The following is a 19,011-nucleotide window of genomic DNA, read 5'->3' on the forward strand; positions in this document are numbered from 1 at the left end:
GTCACACCTGCCACCAAATCACCGGACCCCTGATCTCATTCCCACTCGCGACGAAGGTGCCTCAGGTCACACGCGCCGCGAACGGCCGCGCCGATCGTTGAACCGGTACCCGACGCGAGCCAGCAGTGGAGGACAGGACAGGTGCCGGACTACCCGAAGGCGATCACCCCGGTGGACCACATCGAGCCCGTGCCGCGCCGGGTCCGCGCGTTCCTCGCCGCCGAGCCGGTGCTGGACACCACGCGGGCCCGGTACGTCTGGGAGTGGCCGTTCTACCCGCAGTACTACATCCCGAGCGCGGACGTGAACCGTGACCTGCTGGTCGACGAGCAGCGTACGGACCCGTCGCGGCGGGGCACCGGGCGGTTGCACGGGTTGCGGGTCGGCGAGACCACCCGCGGTTCGTGCGTCCGCTGGTACGGGGACGACGCGCTGCCCGGGCTGGCGGACACGATCCGGTTCGACTGGGCGGCGCTCGACGGCTGGTTCGAGGAGGACGAGGAGGTCTTCGTCCATCCGCGTAACCCGTACGCCCGGGTGGACGCGGTGCGATCCTCGCGCAGCGTGCGGGTGGAACTCGACGGCACAGTGCTGGCCGAGTCGGCGTCGCCGGTGCTGGTCTTCGAGACCGGCCTGCCGACTCGCTACTACCTGAACCGCACCGACGTGAACTTCCACCGCCTCGTACCGTCGGAGACCAGGACCTCCTGCCCGTACAAGGGGCGGACCAGCGACTACTGGTCGGTCCGCGGCGACGGCACGGTGCACCCGGACCTGGCCTGGTCGTACCGCTTTCCGACCGGGGCGCTGCTGCCGATCGCCGGCCTGGTCGCGTTCTACAACGAGAAGGTCGACCTGATCGTCGGCGGGGAGCGGCTGGCCCGGCCAAGGACGCACTTCTCCTGACCGTGCCCGGGCAGAACCCGGTGTCGCGGCATCCGGCGTGGGCGCATGCTTGGCGACATGGTCGATGGCACTCCGACGTGGCGCAGCCCGTCCCTGGCCCGGGCCGTCGCTGAGCTCGTGGCGGAACTCGAACTGGCCTGGGCGAGCCTGCTCGCCGAGCTGGACGTCGCCCCGGGTTCGCCGGAGGAGACGGCGCTGGGCTGGCTCGTGGCGGACGGTCCCGACGAGCACGACTGGCGGGTGGTGGACGCGGCCCTCGACCGGCTGACGTGCCCGCTCTGCGGATCCACGCTCACCCACGGTCCGGTCACCTGTCACCGGTGCGCCTACTACCACGGCATGCGCTTCGCCGCTCGGGAGACGGACCGGCCGAACGTGCCGCCCGGCAACGAGCACGCGATCCGCGTCTCCTTCGCCGTCGCCCGTAACCGTGCGCGCTACTCGCCCCGGGCCCGGGTCGGCTACGAGCTGAGCCTGCCCGGCCTCGTGGCCGGTGACCTGCCCACCACAGCGCAGGCGCAGGCAGCCAAGGCGTTGATCAACAAGTTGACGCCCGGGGAGTGCGACGAGGTCGTCACCCTCGCCGAGGTGGAGGCGCTCGCGCGTACCCGGTGACGCGTCGGTCGAGCGGCATTCCCATGGCTGGCAACTTTCTTCATCTTGCCGTCATGAGGTGGAAAACGTTGACAGCGCTCCGCGGGCCCCGTGATACTCGGTCGCCGGGCGTGCGGTCAGCGCCCGGGCCGGGCTCAACCTGCTCGGCGACGGGCTCCGCAACGCCCTCGACCCGAGAAGTGGACGCAACGCATGACGGATCGCCTGGGTGACCTGCTGACCGAGCAGGTCGACGATCGGTACGCCGGCCTCGACACCGCCTCGGTCGCACAGTTGGCCGTGGTCATGAACGACGCGGACGCGACCGTGCCCGGCGCCGTGCGGGCCGCGCTGCCACAGATCGTGCCGGCCATCGAAGGAATCGCCGACCGGCTGGCGGCAGGCGGACGGCTGCTCTACGTCGGGGCGGGCACCGCCGGCCGGCTAGGGGTGCTCGACGCGTCGGAGTGCCCGCCGACGTTCAGCACCCCACCGGAGCTGGTGCGCGCCGTCATCGCCGGCGGCACCCCGGCGCTGTTCGCGGCGCAGGAGGGCGTGGAGGACGACGAGGCGGCCGGCGCGCAGGCGATCGCCGAGTGCGCCATCACGGCCACCGACGCGGTCGTCGGGATCTCGGCGAGCGGCCGCACCCCGTACGTCCTGGCGGCGATGCGGGCCGCCAGGGAGCGGGACGCGCTGACCGTCGGCCTGTCGTGCAACGCCGACACCCCGCTGAGCGCCGCCGCCGATCACGGGATCGAGGTGCTGGTCGGCCCCGAGGTGCTGGCCGGCTCGACCCGCCTGAAGGCCGGCACCGCGCAGAAACTGGTGCTCAACATGATCTCGACGGTCTCGATGATCAGGTTGGGCAAGACGTACGACAACCTCATGGTCGACCTGCGGGTGACCAACGCCAAGCTGCGCGACCGGGCGGTGCGCATCATCCGGCGGGTGACCGGGGCGCCCCACGCCGAGGCGGAGGCGGCGCTCGACCGCGCCGACCTGGACGTCAAGACCGCGATCCTGATGCTCGACGGCCCTGCCGACGGGGCGGACCCCCGCCAGCGGCTGGCCGCCAGCGGCGGCCGGCTGCGGAAGGCGCTGGAGGCGAGCCCGTGAAGGTGCTCGGCCTGATCTCCGGCACCTCCCACGACGGGATCGACGTCGCGGCCGTCGACTTCGCGCTGCGCGACGGGGTGCTGCACGGCACGGTCGGGTACGCCGGCAGTGCGCCCTACCCGGAGGAGCTGCGCGCCCGGCTGATGCGGGCCCTGCCACCCGCGGCGCTGACCTTCGCCGAGGCCTGCGAGCTGGACACCCTGATCGGTCAGGCGTTCGCCGAGGTGGCGGCCGACGCGGCCGGGCACGCCGGCGGGGTGGACCTGATCTGCTCGCACGGGCAGACCGTCTACCACTGGGTGCAGGGGCGCCACGTGCGGGGCACCCTGCAGATCGGGCAGCCGGCCTGGATCGCCGAGCGCACCGGCGTCCCGGTGGTCGCCGACGTACGGGTGCGGGACGTGGCCGCCGGGGGCCAGGGCGCGCCGCTGGTGTCCATGATGGACGTTCTGCTGCTGTCCGGCCTGCGGGGCCGGCCGGCCGCGCTCAACCTGGGCGGCATCGCCAACCTGACCGTGCTGCGGCCGCCCGGTGGCGGCGGCCCGGTGGCCTACGACACCGGGCCGGCCAACGCGCTGATCGACGCCGCCGTGGTGCGGGCCAGCGATGGCCGGCTGCGGTACGACGCGGACGGCCGTCTCGCCGCCGCCGGCCGGGTGCACGCCGGCCTGCTGGCGGAGCTGATCGCCGAGCCGTACTACCGGCTCGAGGCGCCGAAGACCACCGGCAAGGAGTTGTTCCACGCCGCGTACCTGGAGTCGGCGCTGCGCACGCACCCGGACCTGCCGGACGCGGACGTCGTCGCCACGCTGACCGCGCTCACCGCGCAGACCGTCGCCGACCAGGTACGCCGGCACGACGTCGACACCCTCGTCGCCGCCGGCGGAGGCTGCGCCAATCCGACCCTGATGGGCATGCTGCGGGAACGCCTGCCCCGGGTGCGGGTCACCGCCACCGACGAGTTCGGCGCGCCGGCCGACACCAAGGAGGCGATCGCCTTCGCGCTGCTCGGCTGGCACACCGCGCACGGTCTGCCCGCCACCGTGACGTCGTGCACCGGCGCGACCGGGTCCCGGGTGCTCGGCGCCATCGTGCCCGGCACCGGCCCGCTGCGGCTGCCCGCTCCCCTACCCGCCGCGCCCACCGCGCTCCGGCTGACCGGGCCCGGCGGAGGAGCCGCAACCGACAGCCGTTGATCCATGGGACATCGTGCCGGCATCCAGGAAGTGGCATGCTCAGCCATGGTCGCGACCGGGCGGGTCCTCCCCGGCGACGTCGGACGGGACGGGCAGGCCGAGGTTGACGAACAGGTCGTACGCCTGGCGCCGGTGCTGCGCGGCGCCGCCTCGCTCACCGGCAGCTTGCCGGACAGTGGCGAGACCGCGGTGCGCCTGGGCCTGATGGAGCCGATCGCGGGCGGCGTCGGCGATGTCCAGCGCCTCCCGGTAGCAGCGCTCCGCGTCGTCGCGACTGTCGATGGCAGACAGCGTGTCGCCACGTCGGATGAGCACCATTGCGGTCAGGTTCGGGTCGCCGACCCGCCGGCCCAGGTCGAGCCCCTCGTCGAGGTGCTGTAGCGCCTCGACGGGTCGCCCCTGGCGCAGCCGTAGCAGCCCGAGTTCGCCGAGGCAGGCCGCCTCGTCGTGCTGGTCCGCGTGCTCCCGGCTGAGCTGAAGCGCGTGCTCGAGGTGCCGCCCGGCCGCATCGAGGCGGCCGAGTTCCCGGTAGGTGGCGCCGAGGCCGATGCGGGCGAAGGTTTCCGCGTAGCGGTCGTCGGCGTCCTCACTGACGGCCAGCGAGCGTTCGTAGTGCCGCAACGCGTCGGCGTGGTCGCCGAGCAGGTAGGAGACCTCGGCGATGTTGCCCAGCAGGAACGCCCGATCACGCGGGTCCTCGTCGGTGCACAGGTCCAGGGCCGCCAGGTAGTGCCGTCGCGCCTGGGCGTAGCGGCCGATGCGGTGGTACGCAGTGCCCAGGTTGCCCACGGCGCCGGCCTCGCCGCGCTGGTCGCCGAGTTCCCGCATCAGCTCGATCACCCGCTGGTAGCGGTCGACCGCCCGGGCGGACCGCCCACCGTGGGTGTCGGCGGCCGCCATGCTGTTGAGCATTTCCGCCTCCGCTGTCCGGTCGCCCGCCTCGCGGGCGGCCAGTGCCGCGGCCTGGTGACTCGTCAGCCAGTCGTCAAGGTGTCGGCCGAGCAGGAAATACCGCCACAGGGTGTGCGCGAGATGCCAGCTGTAGGCCGGTTCGCCGGCGGCCACCGCGTACCGTACAGCAACCACGAGTGTGCCCCGTTCGGTGTCCAGCCAGGCCAGCGCCTCGTCGTAGCTGGCGATGGTGGGCAGCACGAGCGAGCCGGGCGGTGGGGCCGCTGGCAGTCGCCGGCGGTGCGGCGCGACCAGGTCCACCGCGCGCCGGGCAGCAGCGTCGTACCCGGCCAGCAGACGGGCGACGGCGGCGCGACGGGCCGGCGCCGGCTCCTCCGCGCGGCACTGCTCCAGCGCATACACCCGGAGCAAGTCGTGCATCCGGTACCGGGTTGGTGCGGTCTCGGTGACCAGATGGACCCCGGCCAGTGTGGTCAGGAGCCGGCTGGCCTCGGGCCCCGTCAGCCCGGCCAGGTTGGCGGCGGCGGTCGGATCGATCTCGGCGGCCGGGTGGAGGCCGAGGAGCCGGAACATCCGCGCGGCGGCGGGCGGCAGGGCGAGATACGACCAGGAGAACGCCGCCCTGACGGCGGCGGCCGGGTCACCCGCCGCGTCCAGTGTTTCCAGCCGGTGCGCCTCCAGCTCCAGCGCCTTGACCAGGCGGGTCAGCCGGGTGTCCGGATGGCGGCTCATGCGCTCGGCGGCCAGCCGCAGGGCGAGCGGGAGCCCGTCGCAGAGCATCGTCAGCATGGTGGCCGCTGCCGGCTCGGCCTCGACCCGGTCCGCTCCCAGCGTACGGCGCAGCAGGTCGCGACCCTCGGGCGCGGTGAGCGGGGTGAGGATGATGCGGCGTGCCCCGTCCCGGGCCACCAGGCCGGCCAGCTCGTCCCGGCTGGTCACCACGACGGCACACCGGTTCGAGCCGGGCAGCAGCGGCCGGACCTGTTCCGCGGAGCGTACGTTGTCCAGCAGCACGAGCACCGCACGGTCGGCGAGCAGCGTCCGGTACAGGGCGGTACGCTCCGCCAGGTCAGGCGGCACCTCGTCCGCGGGTACGCCGAGGGCGCGTAGCAGTCCGCCGATCACCACCTGCGGGGCGACGGGTTCGTCCCGGTCGTAGCCCCTCAGGTCTGCGAAGAGCTGCCCGTCGGGGAAGTGCCGGGCCGCCGTGTGGGACCAGTGCACGGCCAGCGTGGTCTTGCCGACGCCGGCGGGTCCGACGATCGCGCTCACCGCATGCCCGCCCGTGAGCAGCGTGTGCAGTGCGGTAAGCGCCTCGGCCCGGCCGACGAAGTCCGGCACGGTGGCGGGCAGCTGACGTGGCACGCGGGAAGGGGTCGGGGAACCGGTGGTCGCGGCGGCCGGTGCCGACGGAGGTGTCGGTTCGCCGCCGGCGGAGACCGCGCCGTTGTCCTCGTCCGTCGCGCCCAGCACCTGCCGGAACGTGCGCTGCAGCAGCGGGCCCGGCTCGATGCCGAGCTCGTCGGCGAGCAGGCGGCGAATCTGTTGGTAGGCGTCGACCGCGTCGGCCTTGCGGCCGGCCCGGTCCAGCGCGAGGATCAGCTGGCCCCGCAGCCGCTCGTCGAACGGATGGTCGGCCGCCAGCTGGCTGAGCTCGGCGAGCAGTTGCAGGTGCCGCCCCACCCGCAGGTCGGCGTCGATCCGGTTCAGCAGCGCGGCCAAGCGGCGCTCCTCGAGGGCCGGCCCGAAGGCGGTGGTCAGCTCCTCGGTGGTGCCGGACAGTGCCGGGCCGCGCCACAGCGCCAGGGCCGACCGCAGCTGGCGGGCAGCGAGATCGGCGTCGCCGCCGCGCAGGGCGTCCGCGGCCGATTCGCATTGGGCGTCGAACACGTGCAGGTCGATCTGCTCCGGCGGCGTCCGCAGTTCGTAGCCGGCCGGAGACCGGTGGATCAGGGCCGGGTCGGGCAGCAGGGCCCGCAACGAGGAGACCTGATGCTGCAGCAGTCTCGGCGCGGACGGTGGCGCGTCCTCGGCCCACACCAGCCGGATCAGCCGGTCCGCGGGCACCGGCCGGCCGACATTCAGCGCCAGCACCGCCATCACCGACCGAAGCTTGTGGCCGGTCAATTGGACCTGGCGCCCGTCACGCCAGAACTCCACCGGGCCCAGCAGACGAAACTCCACCAACGTCACATCCTCGCCGCGCTCGACGCGCCGTGTCCACGGATTCGTACACAGAGGACGATAGAACAAGATCGACACACGTTCGCCATCAAGATCGACACTCCTGCCCGGCAGAGTCTGGACCGCCAGTACGAACACCGGAAGGAGAACCGGCAAATGAAGATCGTCAACCGGGTGGGGTACGCCCTCCTCAATCGTCTCGCGCCGAAGGTGACGGCTGAGGCCGCCTGCATCTTCATCTCCAAGTACTCGCCGAACTGCAACGGCATCTGCATCTACTCCTACGACAACTGCCCGTCCAAGACCGCGCCCTGCAACTGGTAACGGGTCGGACCCACGGAGGTGGAGCCATGCGAGTGGTGACCCGGGCGGCCGAACGGCTGCTGTCACTGGTTGCGCCGAGGATGACCGCGGAGGCGGGGTGCATCTCCCTCGGCACGTACTGCCTATGCACGGCGACGTGCGTGAACTACTGCTGCACCACGTACGACAACTGCCCGACGCGCTGCGTGTGCCGGTAACGGCCGGACGCTGCGAACGGTAGGCCGGCGGCCAGGGGCCACCAGGCCGGACGAGTGTCCGGGTGGCTCCTGGCCGTGCCCCGGTCCCCTTCCGTCAACCATTCCAGCAACATGGAGGCGTGGTGTCCGTGACCACGGTCGCGATGACCATCCTGGCGCTCGTCTGCGCCCTCAACCTTCTCCTCCTCCTCGGCGTGATCCAGCGCCTGCGGGAGTACGAGAGCCGTTCGTCCGACCCGAGCCAGCCCGATATGTCGCTGCCGGTCGGAGCAAGGACCGGCGAGTTCACGACCGTGTCCACCACGGGTGTCACCATCTCCGACCGGCTGCTCGACCGGCGGACGGTGGTCGGTGTCTTCTCCCCGACCTGCACGCCTTGCCACCGCCAACTGCCCGGCTTCATCGAATACGCCGGACGCGCGGACTCGGCCATCGCCGTGGTGATGACCGACGGCGACGACCACATGGAGCTGGCCGCCCGGCTCGAGGAGAGCTGCCCGGTGGTCGTCGAGCCGCAGGGCGGCCCGATCACCAAGGCGCTCGGTGTGATCGGCACCCCCGCTCTGCTCGTCCTGGAAGACGGGGTGGTGGTCGCGACAGAGACGGTGGTCGACCGGCTACCCACCGCCGTCCGAGCATGACCGTCGCCGACCGGGGCCGTACGAGCGCCACGCTCGCCGTGGCGGCCGGCCTCGCCTGGCGCGCCGCGCCCGGGGCGCTGACCCTGCTGGCGGTCTGCACGGTCGCGGCCGCGGCGGTCCCGGTCGGCAGCGCGCTGACCGTCAAGCTGCTGTTGGACCGGATCACCGCGGGCGACACCGCGGTGATCGGTCTCGGCCTCGGGCTCTGCGTGCTCGGCCTCGCGCTGGCCGCCCTGCCCGCACTGTCCAGCTATCTACGTTCGGAGCTGGCGCGGGCCACCGGACTCACGGCCACCGACCGGCTCTACTCGGCGCTGAACCGGCTGCCCGGCCTCGCCCGGTTCGAGGACCCGGCGTTCGTCGACCGGCTGCGGATGGCGACCCAGTCCAGCGGCACCCCGGTGCAGGTAGTCGACGGCGCCCTCGGCCTGGGCGGAAGCCTGCTCACCGTCGGTGGGTTCCTCACCACGCTGCTGGCCATCAGTCCCGTCATGGCCGCCGTCATCACCGCAGGGGCGGTCCCGGCCCTCCTGGCCGAGTTGGCGCTGGCCCGGCGCACCGCCGCGATGCTGTGGCAGATCGGGCCGGCGCAACGGCGCGAGTTCTTCTACGCCGACCTCATGGCCAACATCGAGGCGGCCAAGGAGGTCCGGCTGTTCGGGCTCGGCGGCTTCTTCCGGGCCCGGATGCTGGCGGAGCGGCGGCAGGCCAACGACAAGCAACGCCGGCTGGACCGCCGCAACATGCTCATCCAGGTGTCGCTCGGCGTACTGTCGGCGGCCATCACCGGTGGCGGCATCATCTGGGTGGTCAGCGGCGTACGGGGCGGCACGATCAGCGTGGGCGACGTGGCGATGTTCGTGGCCGCAGCGGCCGGCGTCCAGGCCGGCAACGCGGCGCTAGTCAACCAGATCGCGTCGACCCACCGGCAACTTCTACTGTTCCGGCACTTCCGCGACATCGAGGCGACCCGCTCCGACCTGCCCCTGCGCCCACACCCGGTCACCCTGGCCCCGTTGCGCTCCGGCATCGAGTTCCGGGACGTCTGGTTCCGGTACAGCCCCAGCCACCCGTGGGTGCTACGTGGCGTCAACCTGACGATCCCGTACGGGCAGACGGTCGGGCTGGTCGGGCACAACGGCTCCGGCAAGAGCACGCTGGTGAAGCTTCTGTGTCGCTTCTACGATCCGCAGCGCGGGAGCGTGCGCTGGGACGGCGTCGACCTACGCGATCTCGACCCGGCGGAGCTGCGGAACCGGATCAGCGCACTGTTCCAGGATTTCATGACCTACGACCTGTCCGCCGGCGAGAACGTCGGACTCGGCGACCTCCGCCTGCTGCAGGACGAGCCCAGCGTGCGCCGAGCCGCCTACGGCGCCGGGATCCACGACGACCTCATGTCCCTGCCAAAGGGCTATGACACCCTGCTGACCAGGGTCTTCTTCGACACCGACGCGGACGACGAGGCGACCGGCGTCGTGCTGTCGGGCGGGCAGTGGCAGCGGGTGGCGCTCGCCCGGGCGATCCTGCGCGGCGAACGCGACCTGCTGATCATGGACGAGCCCAGCGCCAGCCTCGACCCGGAGGCGGAGTTCGACATCCACCGCCGAGTCAAGGCGCACCGGGCCGGGCGGACCAGCCTGCTGATCTCCCACCGGCTGGGCGGGCTCCGGGACGCGGACCAACTCGCCGTCCTCGCCGACGGCTGCGTCGCGGAGTTGGGACGGCACGACGAACTGATGGCCCGCGACGGCCTCTACGCCCGCCTGTTCACGATGCAGGCGGAAGGCTACCGCAGCGACCTGAATCCGGAGGTACGGGCATGACCTGGGTCTTGGCCAGCACACTGATCGCCGTACTCGGCGCCGGCTCGTTGTTCATCCGGCGGCGGCTGATCATCACTGAGGTGTCCGGGCCCAGCATGTCACCGAACTATCAGGACGGCGACCGGCTGCTGGCCCTGCGGCGTCTGGCGCGATCCCCGCTCGCGCCGGGGCAAGTAGTGGTCTTCCGCAACCCACGCCCGGTCGGCGTACCCGGCTCGTCAGCTAGCCCGTGGCTGATCAAGAGAGTCGTGGCGGTGGCCGGTGATCAGGTACCCCACACCGTTCCGGCCACCGGCGTCGCGCTGGTCCCCCCGGGGCACGTCGTGGTCCTCGGCGACAACCCGGACCAGAGCCTGGACTCCCGGCACCTGGGTTTCATCCCGACCGGCAACGTCGTGGCGACGGTACTGCGCCGGTTTGGCGGTCGGCCATGACGGACGCGGCGACGCGGGCGGACACGACGGAGACGATCTGCCGAATCTGGCGTGACCTGCTCGCCATCCGGGTTTCCCCGGAAGACGACTTCTTCGACCTGGGCGGCTATTCGCTGCTGGTCCCCACCGTGGTCGACGAGGCACGGCGGAAGGGGTTGCCGCTGACGTCCGGGGACGTCTTCACGTACCGGACGCCCGCCGCGCTGGCGGCGGCGCTGGAAGGGGCGCACGCGGAGGGCGCTGCGCGAACGGTCCACACCACCCCGGATTTCGGCACGGTGTGGCGCGGCAGCCGCCCCGCCACCGAGCCCGGCCAGGGTGGCGGGCTGGTGCAGCTGGCCGACGGCTCCGGCACGCCGATCTTCTGCTTCCACTGGGATCTGGGCAACATCCGGTTCATGCGCGGCCTGGTCGACGCGTTCCGGTGCGGCCGTCCGGTCTTCGGCACCGAGGCGCGGGGGCTGTGGGACCGGCACCGTCCACCCCTGTCCGTCGTGGACGCGGCCCGCCATCACCTGACCCAGATCCGGGCGGTGTGCCCGAGCGGGCCGTACCTGTTCCTCGGCCTGTGCACCGGCGGGCGGATCGCCTACGAGGCCGCCCGGCAACTCGGCGCGGACGGCGTACCGGTCGCGGCGCTCGTCCTGGTGAACACGAGGGCACCCGGCCAACCGGAGCTCGACCCCGGCTGGGGGCTGCGCGAGCGGTACGACTTCCGGCTTGACGTGCTGCGCAACTGGTTCGCGATGCCCGACCTGGGCGCGACGCACCAGCGGCTGGTCGAACGAATGGCGGCCGAGGCCTGGCTCGATGAGGGGATGGTTCCGGCGGACCTGTACTGGCGTCAGGTGGTGTGGGCCATGGAGTCCTTCGCTCAGGACCACTATCCCCCGCTTCGTTTCGATGGCGCGCTCACCCTCGTCCAGTCCGCCGAGCATCGGCTGGACGAGCAGTGGCACGCCATCGCCGCCTCGGTCACCAGCCGCACCGCCGCGGCAGCCGGCACTCTGCCGCTGCTGCGCGACAAGTCGGTGGCCGCCATCCTGCGCAAGGAGTTCACCCGTGTCCCCGACTGAACCGCGACCCGCCCTGGCCACCTTCGCCTCGCTGCCCCAACTGTTCCGGGCAGTGGTCGCCGACCGCGGCGATGCCCTGGCTGTCGTCGACGGACGTCGGCGGCTCAGCTACGCCGACCTCGACGCGGCCTCCGACCGGCTGGCCGCACAACTGTGTGCGGACGGCGTTCAGCCCGGCGAATTCGTCGGGATCATGCTGCCCCGGTCGGCCGACGTCGTCATCGCGATCCTCGGGGTCCTCAAGTCCGGCGCGGCGTACCTGCCGATCGATCCGGTGCAGCCGCCGGACCGGATTCGCCATCTGCTCGCCGACGCCCAGGTCCGCCGTCTGGTGACGGACGAGTCCCCGCCGACCGGCTGCGAGGTGCGGATCGTCTCGCCGCGAGCGGCAGGTACGGCGCGGATCCCCGCCGACTGGCCGAGCGTTCGGCCGAGCGATCCCGCCTATCTCATCTACACATCCGGCTCCACCGGCGCTCCGAAGGGCTGCGTGGTGTCACACGACAACCTCCTCTCGCTGCTGCCCGCCGCGCTGTCCCTGATCAGCGTCGACGCGACCGACCGGTGGGCGTTGTTCCACTCGTCCGGCTTCGACGTCTCCGTCTGGGAGTTGTGGGGATGCCTCGCCACCGGGGCCACCGCCGTGGTGGTTCCGTTGGAGGTGGCACGCTCGGCACCGGACCTACTCCAGTTGCTCTCCGACGCCCGGATCACCGTGCTCTGCCAGGTCCCGTCGGCCTTCCGCGCACTGGCCCACAGCACAGCGCGGGACCGTGGCAACACGCTCACCCTTCGCCAGCTCATCCTCGCCGGAGAGAGCGTAGAACTGGACGTGGTCCGGGACTTCCTCCACCGCCTGCCCGGGCCGGCGCCGGTTGTCCTGAACATGTACGGGCCAACCGAGACGACCGTCTACGCCACGGGCCGGGTCCTCACCCGGGATGACCTTTCCGGGTCGGTGCGGTCACCCATCGGCACCGAACTTCCCGGCGTCCGCGCGGAGATCCGGGATCCGCACGGCCGCGCCGTGCCGCTCGGCTCGGTCGGCGAGCTGTGGCTCACGGGCCCGACCGTGACCAGGGGGTACCTCGACCGGCCCGACCTCACCGCCGAACGCTTCGTGGTCGACGAGGACGACCCGACGGTCCGCTACTACCGGACGGGCGACCTGGTCCGCCGGCTGCCCGACGGCGCGCTGGAATATCTCGGCCGCAACGACCGACAGCTCAAACTACGCGGCTACCGCGTCGAACCGGGCGAGATCGAGGCTGTGCTGCGCGCCGCCAGAGAGGTCCGGGAGGCGGCGGTGGTGCTCACCACCACGCCGGGCGGCGCCCAACTGTTGGTCGCCTTCGTCGTCCCGAACGGCCCCGCGGCGCCGGATCTGGCGGCACGGCTTCGCCGACACGGCGGGTCCCTCCTGCCTCCGTACATGGTGCCCGCGCGCTACCGACCGGTCGCGCGACTGCCACTCACCACCTCCGGCAAGGTTGATCGGACGAAACTGGAACGGCTGGCCAGGACCGACGCCGAGGCTGCTGTCGTTTAGCTGGGCAACCAGCGGAAGGTCACATGATGCTGTATCTCGCCATCGGCTGCCGGTCCCTGCTTGCCGCGGTGTTCGCCGTCGCGGTCGCCGGAAAGCTGCGAAACCGGCAGGCCTTCGTGGAGTTCGTGCGGTCGATACAGCGGATGGCGGTCGTCGCACCGTCGCTGACCCGCCTGGCGGCGATCATCTCCGTCGGCGCCGAGATCGTCGTGGCGCTGTTGCTGGTGATCCCGGCGCCGGGTCCCGGGACGGCCGGTTTCCTACTCGCGGCCGGGCTGCTCGTGGGCTTCACCGTTGTGATCGTCGGGTCGATGCGACACGGAAACACCGCCCCATGCCGATGCTTCGGCCGCTCGGAGATCCCGTTGGGGCGCCGCCACGTGCTGCGTAACGCGCTGCTCGTCGCGGTGGCGGCAGCCGGTCTGCTCGCCTCGCTGCCCGGCGGAGCCGTCGATGCAGGGCCGGCGGTGGTCGCCGCCGTGACCGGGGGCGCACTGGGTGCCCTGGTGACAGCGCTCGACGACATCGTCTATCTCCTCGCTCCGGCACCGCGGGACAGCGGGCAACGGCGGAACGGCGCGCGATGACGGACCACCGGCTGCTGGTGGGCGCCGTCGACCGGCGGCGGTCGTTCGAGCAGATCGTGGAGTTGGTCGCCCGGGTGACCGGCGCGGCGGTCCGAGAGGTGCCCGGCGAGCGCCAGTCGGTGGTTGGCACGCTTCCCACCGGCTACGTCCGGGTGCTGCGCCAACCCGACGACAGGCAGCGGCAGGCCAGCGGTCCATACGTGGTCGATCTTGAGCTGGAGGATCCGTCGCGGGAGCCGGAGCTGATGAACGAGATCTTCACCGCCCTCGTCGCCGACGGCTACCCGGTGGTCCTGGTGGCCGAGGGGCGGCAGAACCCAGGTTGACTGGTTGACGGCGCCTCCGACCCATCGTCGCACGGGACGGTCAGCGGCTTGCGCGGCACGCCGGCCAGCCACCCCACCCGGCGCGGGTAACGGAATCGACGCCGGCCCTCGGGATGGGGCGCCGCTGGGAGTACTCTCCCGGCGGAGAGGAACGCGATGATCAGTCGTCGAAAGTTGATCGCCACCGGTCTGGGTGTCACGGCCGGCCTGGTGACGGCAGGTTGCAATCAGAAGACGTCGCCGTCCGGCGCGGCGTGGTCGCAGCCCGGTGCGGCCGCGGCGAACGCGCCGGCGGACGAGGTTCGGGTGACCGTCACGCCGGCCGCCGATGCCACCAAGGTGTCACCGCTCGAGCAGGTCGTCGTGGCGGCCGAGGGCGGCACCCTCAAGGACGTCTCGGTGGCCACCGGCGGCAAGACCGTCGCCGGCAAGCTGGGCGACGACCACACCTGGCGTTCGACCGGCAAGCTGGCCTACGGCAAGACCTACACGGTCACCGTGTCGGTGGCCGACCCGGCCGGCGCGCTGACCGAGCACCGGAGCAGCTTCAGCACCCTCAAGCCGTCCGGGGTCGCTTCCGCCACGTTCCAGGCCAACGCGCTGGCCGCCCTCCAGGCCGGCGGCACGTACGGGGTCGGCCAGCCGGTCATGGTGCACTTCAGCAGGCCGGTCAAGAACCGCACCGAGGCCGAGAAGGCGATGCTGGTGCAGACCACGCCGGCCGTCGAGGGACGGTGGCGCTGGATCGACAGCCGCAACGCGCACTGGCGGCCGGCGAAGTACTGGACGCCCGGCACGAAGATCTCGGTGAAGGTCAACCTCTTCGGCCAGGACCTCGGCCAGGGCGTCTACGGCGGCACCAACGTCAGCACGAACTTCACCATCGGCCCGTCCCGCATCGCCATCGCCGACGCCAGGAGCCACCGGATGAAGGTCTACCTCGACGGCAAGCTGGTGCGGGACATCCCGATCAGCATGGGCAAGGGCGGCACCACCACGGGCGCGAACGGGGAGACCATCAGCTACTGGACGCGGTCCGGCCCGCACGTGGTGATGACCCGCGAGCCCTCGCACCGGATGACCTCGGCCAGCTACGGGGTCACCGACCCCAAGAACCCCGACTATTACGACGAGGTCATCCAGCTCTGCCTGCGGATCTCGTACTCCGGCGAGTTCGTCCACATGGCGGACTGGAACGTCGGTGCTCAGGGCAGCCAGAACACCTCGCACGGCTGCATCAACGTCGGGCCGGCCCACGCCCGCTGGTTCTACGACACGTTCCGGCTCGGTGACGTGGTCGACGTGCGTAACACCCCGCGAGCGATGGCGCTCACCGACGGGGTGGGCGACTGGACCATCCCGTGGGACAAATGGTGACCAGCGGGGCAAGCGGTCGGAGGGCGCAGCAGAGCGACCGGTTCGGCGACCCGGCCCCGGCTGGTCACGAGGCCGGTGGTTGTGGAGGGAGTTCGCCACTCATGCACGTCGGTTGAACGTGGCCACCCAGTTGACCTCCCAGCTCGCACCCCCGTCGACGGAGAACGCCTGCTCCCAGCGGGGGTGCGCAGTATCGACCTGGGACCACTGGTAGCGCACCCGGATCGGGGTCCCCTGCCAGGTGTCGTCGCACTCGAAGGTGCCGACCCCGTCGTCGAACCGACCGACGACCGGCACGTCCAGCTGGCCGCCGCTGGCCTTGGAAGCCCACCAGATCCGCCACACCCGCTCCTGCGGGCTGTACAACCGCAGGGTGACGCCCTCCAGGTCGCGCTCCGGCGCGCGGAGCACGTCGAAGACGCCGGTGCCGTCGAGCAGCACCTGGCAGTCCAGGGTCGCGTCGAACTCGTACCACTCGTCGCACCCCGCCAGCACCTTGACCAGCCGGCGTTGGCGGCTGTCCCACTGGCCGGCCAGGAAGTCGAAATCGGTGTTCGTCATGCCGGGCACGCTAGGCCCGCACCACTGACACGGTGTGTCAGTGGCTTTGCGGGGCCGCGCCGACATCAAGCCGGGGCGGGCGTCCCGGGCTCCGGTCGGCCCGGCCGGATACCGTACCCACGGCGCGGGGTTGCCCCGCGCCGTGCCGTCGAGCGGTGAGGAGGGCCGGATGCGCCTGCACGTCGGGTGCGCGATGTGGACGCACAAGTCCTGGCAGGGACGCTTTCTGGCGCACCCACTGGCGGCGAACGAGCGGCTGCGCGCGTACGCCGGCTGGTGCACCGCGGTCGAGGGGAACACCACCTTCTACGCGACGCCGGCGCGGGAGACGGTGGCGTCGTGGGCGCGGCAGACCGACCGTGATTTCCGGTTCGTGCTCAAGCTGCCGAAGGCCGTCACGCACGAACGCCGGCTCACGGGTGCCGAGGACGAGCTACGGGTTTTCCTGAACGCGATCGAGCCCCTCGGCCCGCGGGCCCACGCCCTGTGGATCCAGTTGCCGGGCTCGTTCGGCCCCGCCGGCGTACCCGAGCTCGCCCGCTTCCTGCGTGGGCTGCCCACCGACCACCGGTACGCCGTGGAGGTCCGCCACCCCGCGTTCTTCGACGACCCCCGGGCGGTGCGCACGCTCGAGGAGACGCTCGACCGCGTCGGCGCGGAGTGGATTCCCTTCGACACCACCGCCTTCTTCCGTATCCCACCGACCAGTGACGCGGAACGGGAGGCGTGGACCCGCAAGCCGCGTACACCGCTGCGCACCAGGGCGTTGACCGATCGGCCGATCGTCCGGTACCTGGGCCGGGACGACCCCGCGCGGACGGTCGAGGGCTGGCAGCCGTGGCTCGACGTGGTGACCGGCTGGCTGCGCGAGGGCCGCTCGCCGACCGTGTTCGTGCACACGCCGGACAACGCCGACGCGCCCGACCTCGCCCGCCAGTTCCACGACGAGGTCCGGGCCCGGCTGCCCGGGGTCGAGCCGCTGCCCGAGCCGACGCCGGTCGGGCCGTCGACGCTGTTCTGACCAGCCGAAAATCGGGTGACCGGGGGCCGTGGGCCCGGTTAGCTTCCCCGGCATGCAACCACTCGAGGAGAAGGACATCCGGCGGTCCTTCGTCAACTGCAGCAAGGGCGAGGCGAGCCGGATCCGGATGCCCGCGGGCTTCGCGGAGGGCACCATTCCCTGGGCCGATCTGGACTTCCTCGGCTGGACAGACCCGGGCGCCCCGCTGCGGGCGCTGCTGGTCCTGCCGGGTGAGGACGGGCCGACGGGCGTGGTGCTACGGCGGCCCGAGGCGTACAAGTCGAGCACGCTGCGGTCGAGCATGTGCCGGATCTGTCTGACCGATCACACGGCGTCGGGGGTGGCGTTGTTCGTCGCGCCCCTGGCCGGGGCGGCCGGGCGGAACGGCAACACGATCGGTGAGTACCTCTGCGCCGACCTGGCCTGCTCGCTCTACCTGCGGGGCAAGCGGCAGCCGAAGATGCGGCTGGTCCGCCGGGAGGAGACGCTGACCCTGCAGGAGCGGATCGATCGGGCGATGGTCAACCTGGTCGCCTTCATCAACCGGGTCGTCGCGGGCTGACCCCCGATCAGTCACGGTGGAACGTGCGGTTGACCCGGCAGCGGGAGGAGACGCTCAACTGATGACGCAGGCAACGAGTGGCGGCACAAGACGTGGGCCCGCCGGCCGCACGAGCTGCGGCTACTCGCCTTAGCCGCCTTCGAGGAGCATGATTCACCGTAGGCGACCATCGCCCGGGGCTGATCACGTTCTCCGTCGAGGACGGCCACGCGCGGCAGCTGACCACGTCGACTTTCACGGTGGACGGAGGTGTTGGTGGTGACGCAGCCCGACTCCCGGCGCGACGCCCACCGCACCGGCCGGTTCGTGGTCGCGTGGCGCGCCGCGGCGCCGTACCGGCCGTTGATGGTGTTGATGCTGGTCAGCTCGACGGCGTCGTTCGCAGCGCTCGGCGTCCTGTCGTTGTTCGCCCGGGACGAGCTGGGCGCCTCGGACACCATGGTGACGCTCAACTTTGTCGTCGTCGCGCTGGCCAGCATGGCGGTGCTGCTCGCCACGGGCCACGTCTCCGATCTCGGCGGCGTCCGACGACTGCTCATCCCGGCGAGCCTCGCCTGGTTGAGCATCGGCTACGCGGTCCTGGCGAGCGTGCGGACGTACCCGGCGATGCTCGCCGTCGGCGTCGCCTTCTTCTGCGCGGTCGGCGTGCCCAATGCGCAGCTGATGGCCTACGCGCGTGACCTCGTCGAACGCCGGGACGACACCGCCACCTCCACCGCCGTGATCGCCATGATGCGCGTCGTGTTGTCCATCGGTTCGTTCACCGGGTTCGCCCTCGGCGGTCTCGGCCTGGCCTACCTCGGGGCACGTCCGCTCTTCCGGGTCGTGGCCGTCGTCTGCCTCGGCTGTCTGGCGCTGTCGTGGTACCTGCTGCGCGGGCACGCCACGGGTGCCTCCGCAGCACCGCACCCGCATCGGAGCACCGATGAGCAGCGCGACGCCCAGCCGAGGACGGTCGGCGGTCAGTGGCTGCTGCTGGTCCTCGTGGTCGTGATGGTGCTGTTCACCAGCGGACGCGTCATGCTGCTGTCCCAGTTGCCGATCCTGGTGACCGTGTCCCTGCACGCCCCGCTGCAGATGACAGGAATCGTGCTCGCGCTGCCACCGCTGTGCGAGCTGGTCCTCATGCCGGCGGCGGCATTCGCGGCGCTGCGCTGGGGCCGCGGCAAGGTGTTCCTGGTGGGCGGCGCCGCGAGCGTGGTCTACTACGGCGGCCTCGTCGTGGTCGCCACGCCTGGGCAGCTGATGCTGCTGCAGGTCGGCTACGCGGTGTTCGGCGCCGCCACGATCGTTGCCGGCATCGACCTGGCCCAGCGGTTGATGTCCGGTCACGCCGGCAGGGCCACGTCGGTATATCTCAGTCACGAGAACGTGGCGACCGTCAACGGGAGTCTCGTGGCGACGTTGTCGGTTGCCACGCTGGGGCACCAGGTCGGCTTCGTCGTCCCGGGAGCGCTGTGTCTGATCGCGCTCGCCCTCGCCACGTGGGCGTTCGTCCGGTACCCGGACACCTTCGACCTGCGCCGCGGCCGACCGCGCGAACCGCGACCCCGGATACCCGCCGCTACGGCCTGAGTGCCGGCGGACGTCGTCCTGTGCCGGGTGGCCTCGCGAGGCGG

The 19,011-nt window shown here is 71.7% G+C and carries 19 protein-coding genes; 17 read left to right on the forward strand and 2 right to left on the reverse strand.

Translation table 11 applies throughout. The features are described from left to right. Positions 1-141 precede the first annotated feature (141 nt). The 4 genes from ABZ783_RS20420 (at position 142) to ABZ783_RS20435 (ending at position 3,815) form a co-directional block, all read left to right on the forward strand. Complete coding sequence (locus tag ABZ783_RS20420) at positions 142-906, forward strand: DUF427 domain-containing protein (protein WP_357440460.1); 765 nt, start codon at positions 142-144, stop codon at positions 904-906. A gap of 57 nt (positions 907-963) precedes the next feature. Beyond that, positions 964-1,521, forward strand: a complete 558-nt coding sequence (locus ABZ783_RS20425) for a hypothetical protein (RefSeq protein WP_357440463.1) — start codon at positions 964-966, stop codon at positions 1,519-1,521. A 192-nt stretch (positions 1,522-1,713) separates the two neighbouring features. Beyond that, on the forward strand, positions 1,714-2,619 hold the full coding sequence (gene murQ / locus ABZ783_RS20430; RefSeq protein ID WP_357440466.1) for an N-acetylmuramic acid 6-phosphate etherase: 906 nt from the start codon (positions 1,714-1,716) through the stop codon (positions 2,617-2,619). Beyond that, positions 2,616-3,815 (forward strand): anhydro-N-acetylmuramic acid kinase, encoded by a 1,200-nt coding sequence (locus ABZ783_RS20435; RefSeq protein WP_357440469.1) that lies wholly within the window; start codon positions 2,616-2,618, stop codon positions 3,813-3,815. Before murQ ends, ABZ783_RS20435 begins: the two co-directional genes overlap by 4 nt. A 39-nt stretch (positions 3,816-3,854) precedes the next feature. Here ABZ783_RS20435 and ABZ783_RS20440 read toward each other — a convergent pair whose 3' ends face one another. Next, positions 3,855-6,911 (reverse strand): BTAD domain-containing putative transcriptional regulator, encoded by a 3,057-nt coding sequence (locus tag ABZ783_RS20440; protein WP_357440703.1) that lies wholly within the window; start codon positions 6,909-6,911, stop codon positions 3,855-3,857. A 156-nt stretch (positions 6,912-7,067) separates the two neighbouring features. Between ABZ783_RS20440 and ABZ783_RS20445 the strand changes: the two genes are divergently transcribed. The 10 genes from ABZ783_RS20445 to ABZ783_RS20490 all read left to right on the forward strand — a co-directional run bounded on the left by ABZ783_RS20445 (position 7,068) and on the right by ABZ783_RS20490 (position 15,248). Then, positions 7,068-7,235 (forward strand): hypothetical protein, encoded by a 168-nt coding sequence (locus tag ABZ783_RS20445; RefSeq protein ID WP_357440472.1) that lies wholly within the window; start codon positions 7,068-7,070, stop codon positions 7,233-7,235. Positions 7,236-7,261: 26 nt separating this feature from the next. Continuing rightward, complete coding sequence (locus ABZ783_RS20450; RefSeq protein ID WP_357440474.1) at positions 7,262-7,432, forward strand: hypothetical protein; 171 nt, start codon at positions 7,262-7,264, stop codon at positions 7,430-7,432. Between the two features lie 122 nt (positions 7,433-7,554). After that, positions 7,555-8,073 carry a redoxin family protein gene (locus ABZ783_RS20455; RefSeq protein WP_357440477.1) on the forward strand — a complete coding sequence of 173 codons (519 nt, stop codon included), beginning with the start codon at positions 7,555-7,557 and terminating at the stop codon, positions 8,071-8,073. Beyond that, positions 8,070-9,899: an ABC transporter ATP-binding protein gene (locus ABZ783_RS20460; protein WP_357440480.1), complete on the forward strand. Its 1,830-nt coding sequence runs from the start codon at positions 8,070-8,072 to the stop codon at positions 9,897-9,899. Before ABZ783_RS20455 ends, ABZ783_RS20460 begins: the two co-directional genes overlap by 4 nt. After that, positions 9,896-10,333 carry a S26 family signal peptidase gene (locus ABZ783_RS20465; RefSeq protein WP_357440482.1) on the forward strand — a complete coding sequence of 146 codons (438 nt, stop codon included), beginning with the start codon at positions 9,896-9,898 and terminating at the stop codon, positions 10,331-10,333. The genes ABZ783_RS20460 and ABZ783_RS20465 overlap by 4 nt, the downstream gene beginning before the upstream one ends. After that, positions 10,330-11,409: a thioesterase domain-containing protein gene (locus tag ABZ783_RS20470; protein WP_357440487.1), complete on the forward strand. Its 1,080-nt coding sequence runs from the start codon at positions 10,330-10,332 to the stop codon at positions 11,407-11,409. The genes ABZ783_RS20465 and ABZ783_RS20470 overlap by 4 nt, the downstream gene beginning before the upstream one ends. After that, positions 11,396-12,958 carry an amino acid adenylation domain-containing protein gene (locus tag ABZ783_RS20475; RefSeq protein ID WP_357440490.1) on the forward strand — a complete coding sequence of 521 codons (1,563 nt, stop codon included), beginning with the start codon at positions 11,396-11,398 and terminating at the stop codon, positions 12,956-12,958. The genes ABZ783_RS20470 and ABZ783_RS20475 overlap by 14 nt, the downstream gene beginning before the upstream one ends. A 26-nt stretch (positions 12,959-12,984) precedes the next feature. Then, complete coding sequence (locus ABZ783_RS20480; protein ID WP_357440492.1) at positions 12,985-13,545, forward strand: MauE/DoxX family redox-associated membrane protein; 561 nt, start codon at positions 12,985-12,987, stop codon at positions 13,543-13,545. Beyond that, the gene (locus tag ABZ783_RS20485; protein WP_357440495.1) at positions 13,542-13,871 is read left to right on the forward strand and encodes a hypothetical protein; all 330 of its coding nucleotides are present in this window, start codon (positions 13,542-13,544) and stop codon (positions 13,869-13,871) included. The genes ABZ783_RS20480 and ABZ783_RS20485 overlap by 4 nt, the downstream gene beginning before the upstream one ends. Before the next feature lie 156 nt (positions 13,872-14,027). Beyond that, positions 14,028-15,248: an Ig-like domain-containing protein gene (locus ABZ783_RS20490; RefSeq protein ID WP_357440497.1), complete on the forward strand. Its 1,221-nt coding sequence runs from the start codon at positions 14,028-14,030 to the stop codon at positions 15,246-15,248. 99 nt (positions 15,249-15,347) lie between these two features. Here ABZ783_RS20490 and ABZ783_RS20495 read toward each other — a convergent pair whose 3' ends face one another. Further along, positions 15,348-15,809 (reverse strand): hypothetical protein, encoded by a 462-nt coding sequence (locus tag ABZ783_RS20495; protein ID WP_357440500.1) that lies wholly within the window; start codon positions 15,807-15,809, stop codon positions 15,348-15,350. Between the two features lie 193 nt (positions 15,810-16,002). Between ABZ783_RS20495 and ABZ783_RS20500 the strand changes: the two genes are divergently transcribed. The 3 genes from ABZ783_RS20500 (at position 16,003) to ABZ783_RS20510 (ending at position 18,967) form a co-directional block, all read left to right on the forward strand. Continuing rightward, complete coding sequence (locus tag ABZ783_RS20500; RefSeq protein ID WP_357440706.1) at positions 16,003-16,830, forward strand: DUF72 domain-containing protein; 828 nt, start codon at positions 16,003-16,005, stop codon at positions 16,828-16,830. Between the two features lie 52 nt (positions 16,831-16,882). Continuing rightward, positions 16,883-17,392 (forward strand): FBP domain-containing protein, encoded by a 510-nt coding sequence (locus tag ABZ783_RS20505; RefSeq protein ID WP_357440502.1) that lies wholly within the window; start codon positions 16,883-16,885, stop codon positions 17,390-17,392. A gap of 258 nt (positions 17,393-17,650) precedes the next feature. Continuing rightward, positions 17,651-18,967 carry an MFS transporter gene (locus tag ABZ783_RS20510; protein WP_357440505.1) on the forward strand — a complete coding sequence of 439 codons (1,317 nt, stop codon included), beginning with the start codon at positions 17,651-17,653 and terminating at the stop codon, positions 18,965-18,967. Positions 18,968-19,011: the final 44 nt, after the last annotated feature.

This window comes from Micromonospora sp. NPDC047738 (assembly GCF_040642675.1).
GTDB lineage: Bacteria > Actinomycetota > Actinomycetes > Mycobacteriales > Micromonosporaceae > Micromonospora.

Coding starts and splice junctions, on each gene's coding strand:
- ABZ783_RS20425 (WP_357440463.1), top strand. CDS start 964: ATGGTCGATGGCACTCCGACGTGGCGCAGCCCGTCCCTGGCCCGGGCC.
- murQ (WP_357440466.1), top strand. CDS start 1,714: ATGACGGATCGCCTGGGTGACCTGCTGACCGAGCAGGTCGACGATCGG.
- ABZ783_RS20445 (WP_357440472.1), top strand. CDS start 7,068: ATGAAGATCGTCAACCGGGTGGGGTACGCCCTCCTCAATCGTCTCGCG.
- ABZ783_RS20450 (WP_357440474.1), top strand. CDS start 7,262: ATGCGAGTGGTGACCCGGGCGGCCGAACGGCTGCTGTCACTGGTTGCG.
- ABZ783_RS20460 (WP_357440480.1), top strand. CDS start 8,070: ATGACCGTCGCCGACCGGGGCCGTACGAGCGCCACGCTCGCCGTGGCG.
- ABZ783_RS20465 (WP_357440482.1), top strand. CDS start 9,896: ATGACCTGGGTCTTGGCCAGCACACTGATCGCCGTACTCGGCGCCGGC.
- ABZ783_RS20470 (WP_357440487.1), top strand. CDS start 10,330: ATGACGGACGCGGCGACGCGGGCGGACACGACGGAGACGATCTGCCGA.
- ABZ783_RS20480 (WP_357440492.1), top strand. CDS start 12,985: ATGCTGTATCTCGCCATCGGCTGCCGGTCCCTGCTTGCCGCGGTGTTC.
- ABZ783_RS20485 (WP_357440495.1), top strand. CDS start 13,542: ATGACGGACCACCGGCTGCTGGTGGGCGCCGTCGACCGGCGGCGGTCG.
- ABZ783_RS20490 (WP_357440497.1), top strand. CDS start 14,028: ATGATCAGTCGTCGAAAGTTGATCGCCACCGGTCTGGGTGTCACGGCC.
- ABZ783_RS20495 (WP_357440500.1), bottom strand. CDS start 15,809: ATGACGAACACCGATTTCGACTTCCTGGCCGGCCAGTGGGACAGCCGC.
- ABZ783_RS20500 (WP_357440706.1), top strand. CDS start 16,003: ATGTGGACGCACAAGTCCTGGCAGGGACGCTTTCTGGCGCACCCACTG.
- ABZ783_RS20505 (WP_357440502.1), top strand. CDS start 16,883: ATGCAACCACTCGAGGAGAAGGACATCCGGCGGTCCTTCGTCAACTGC.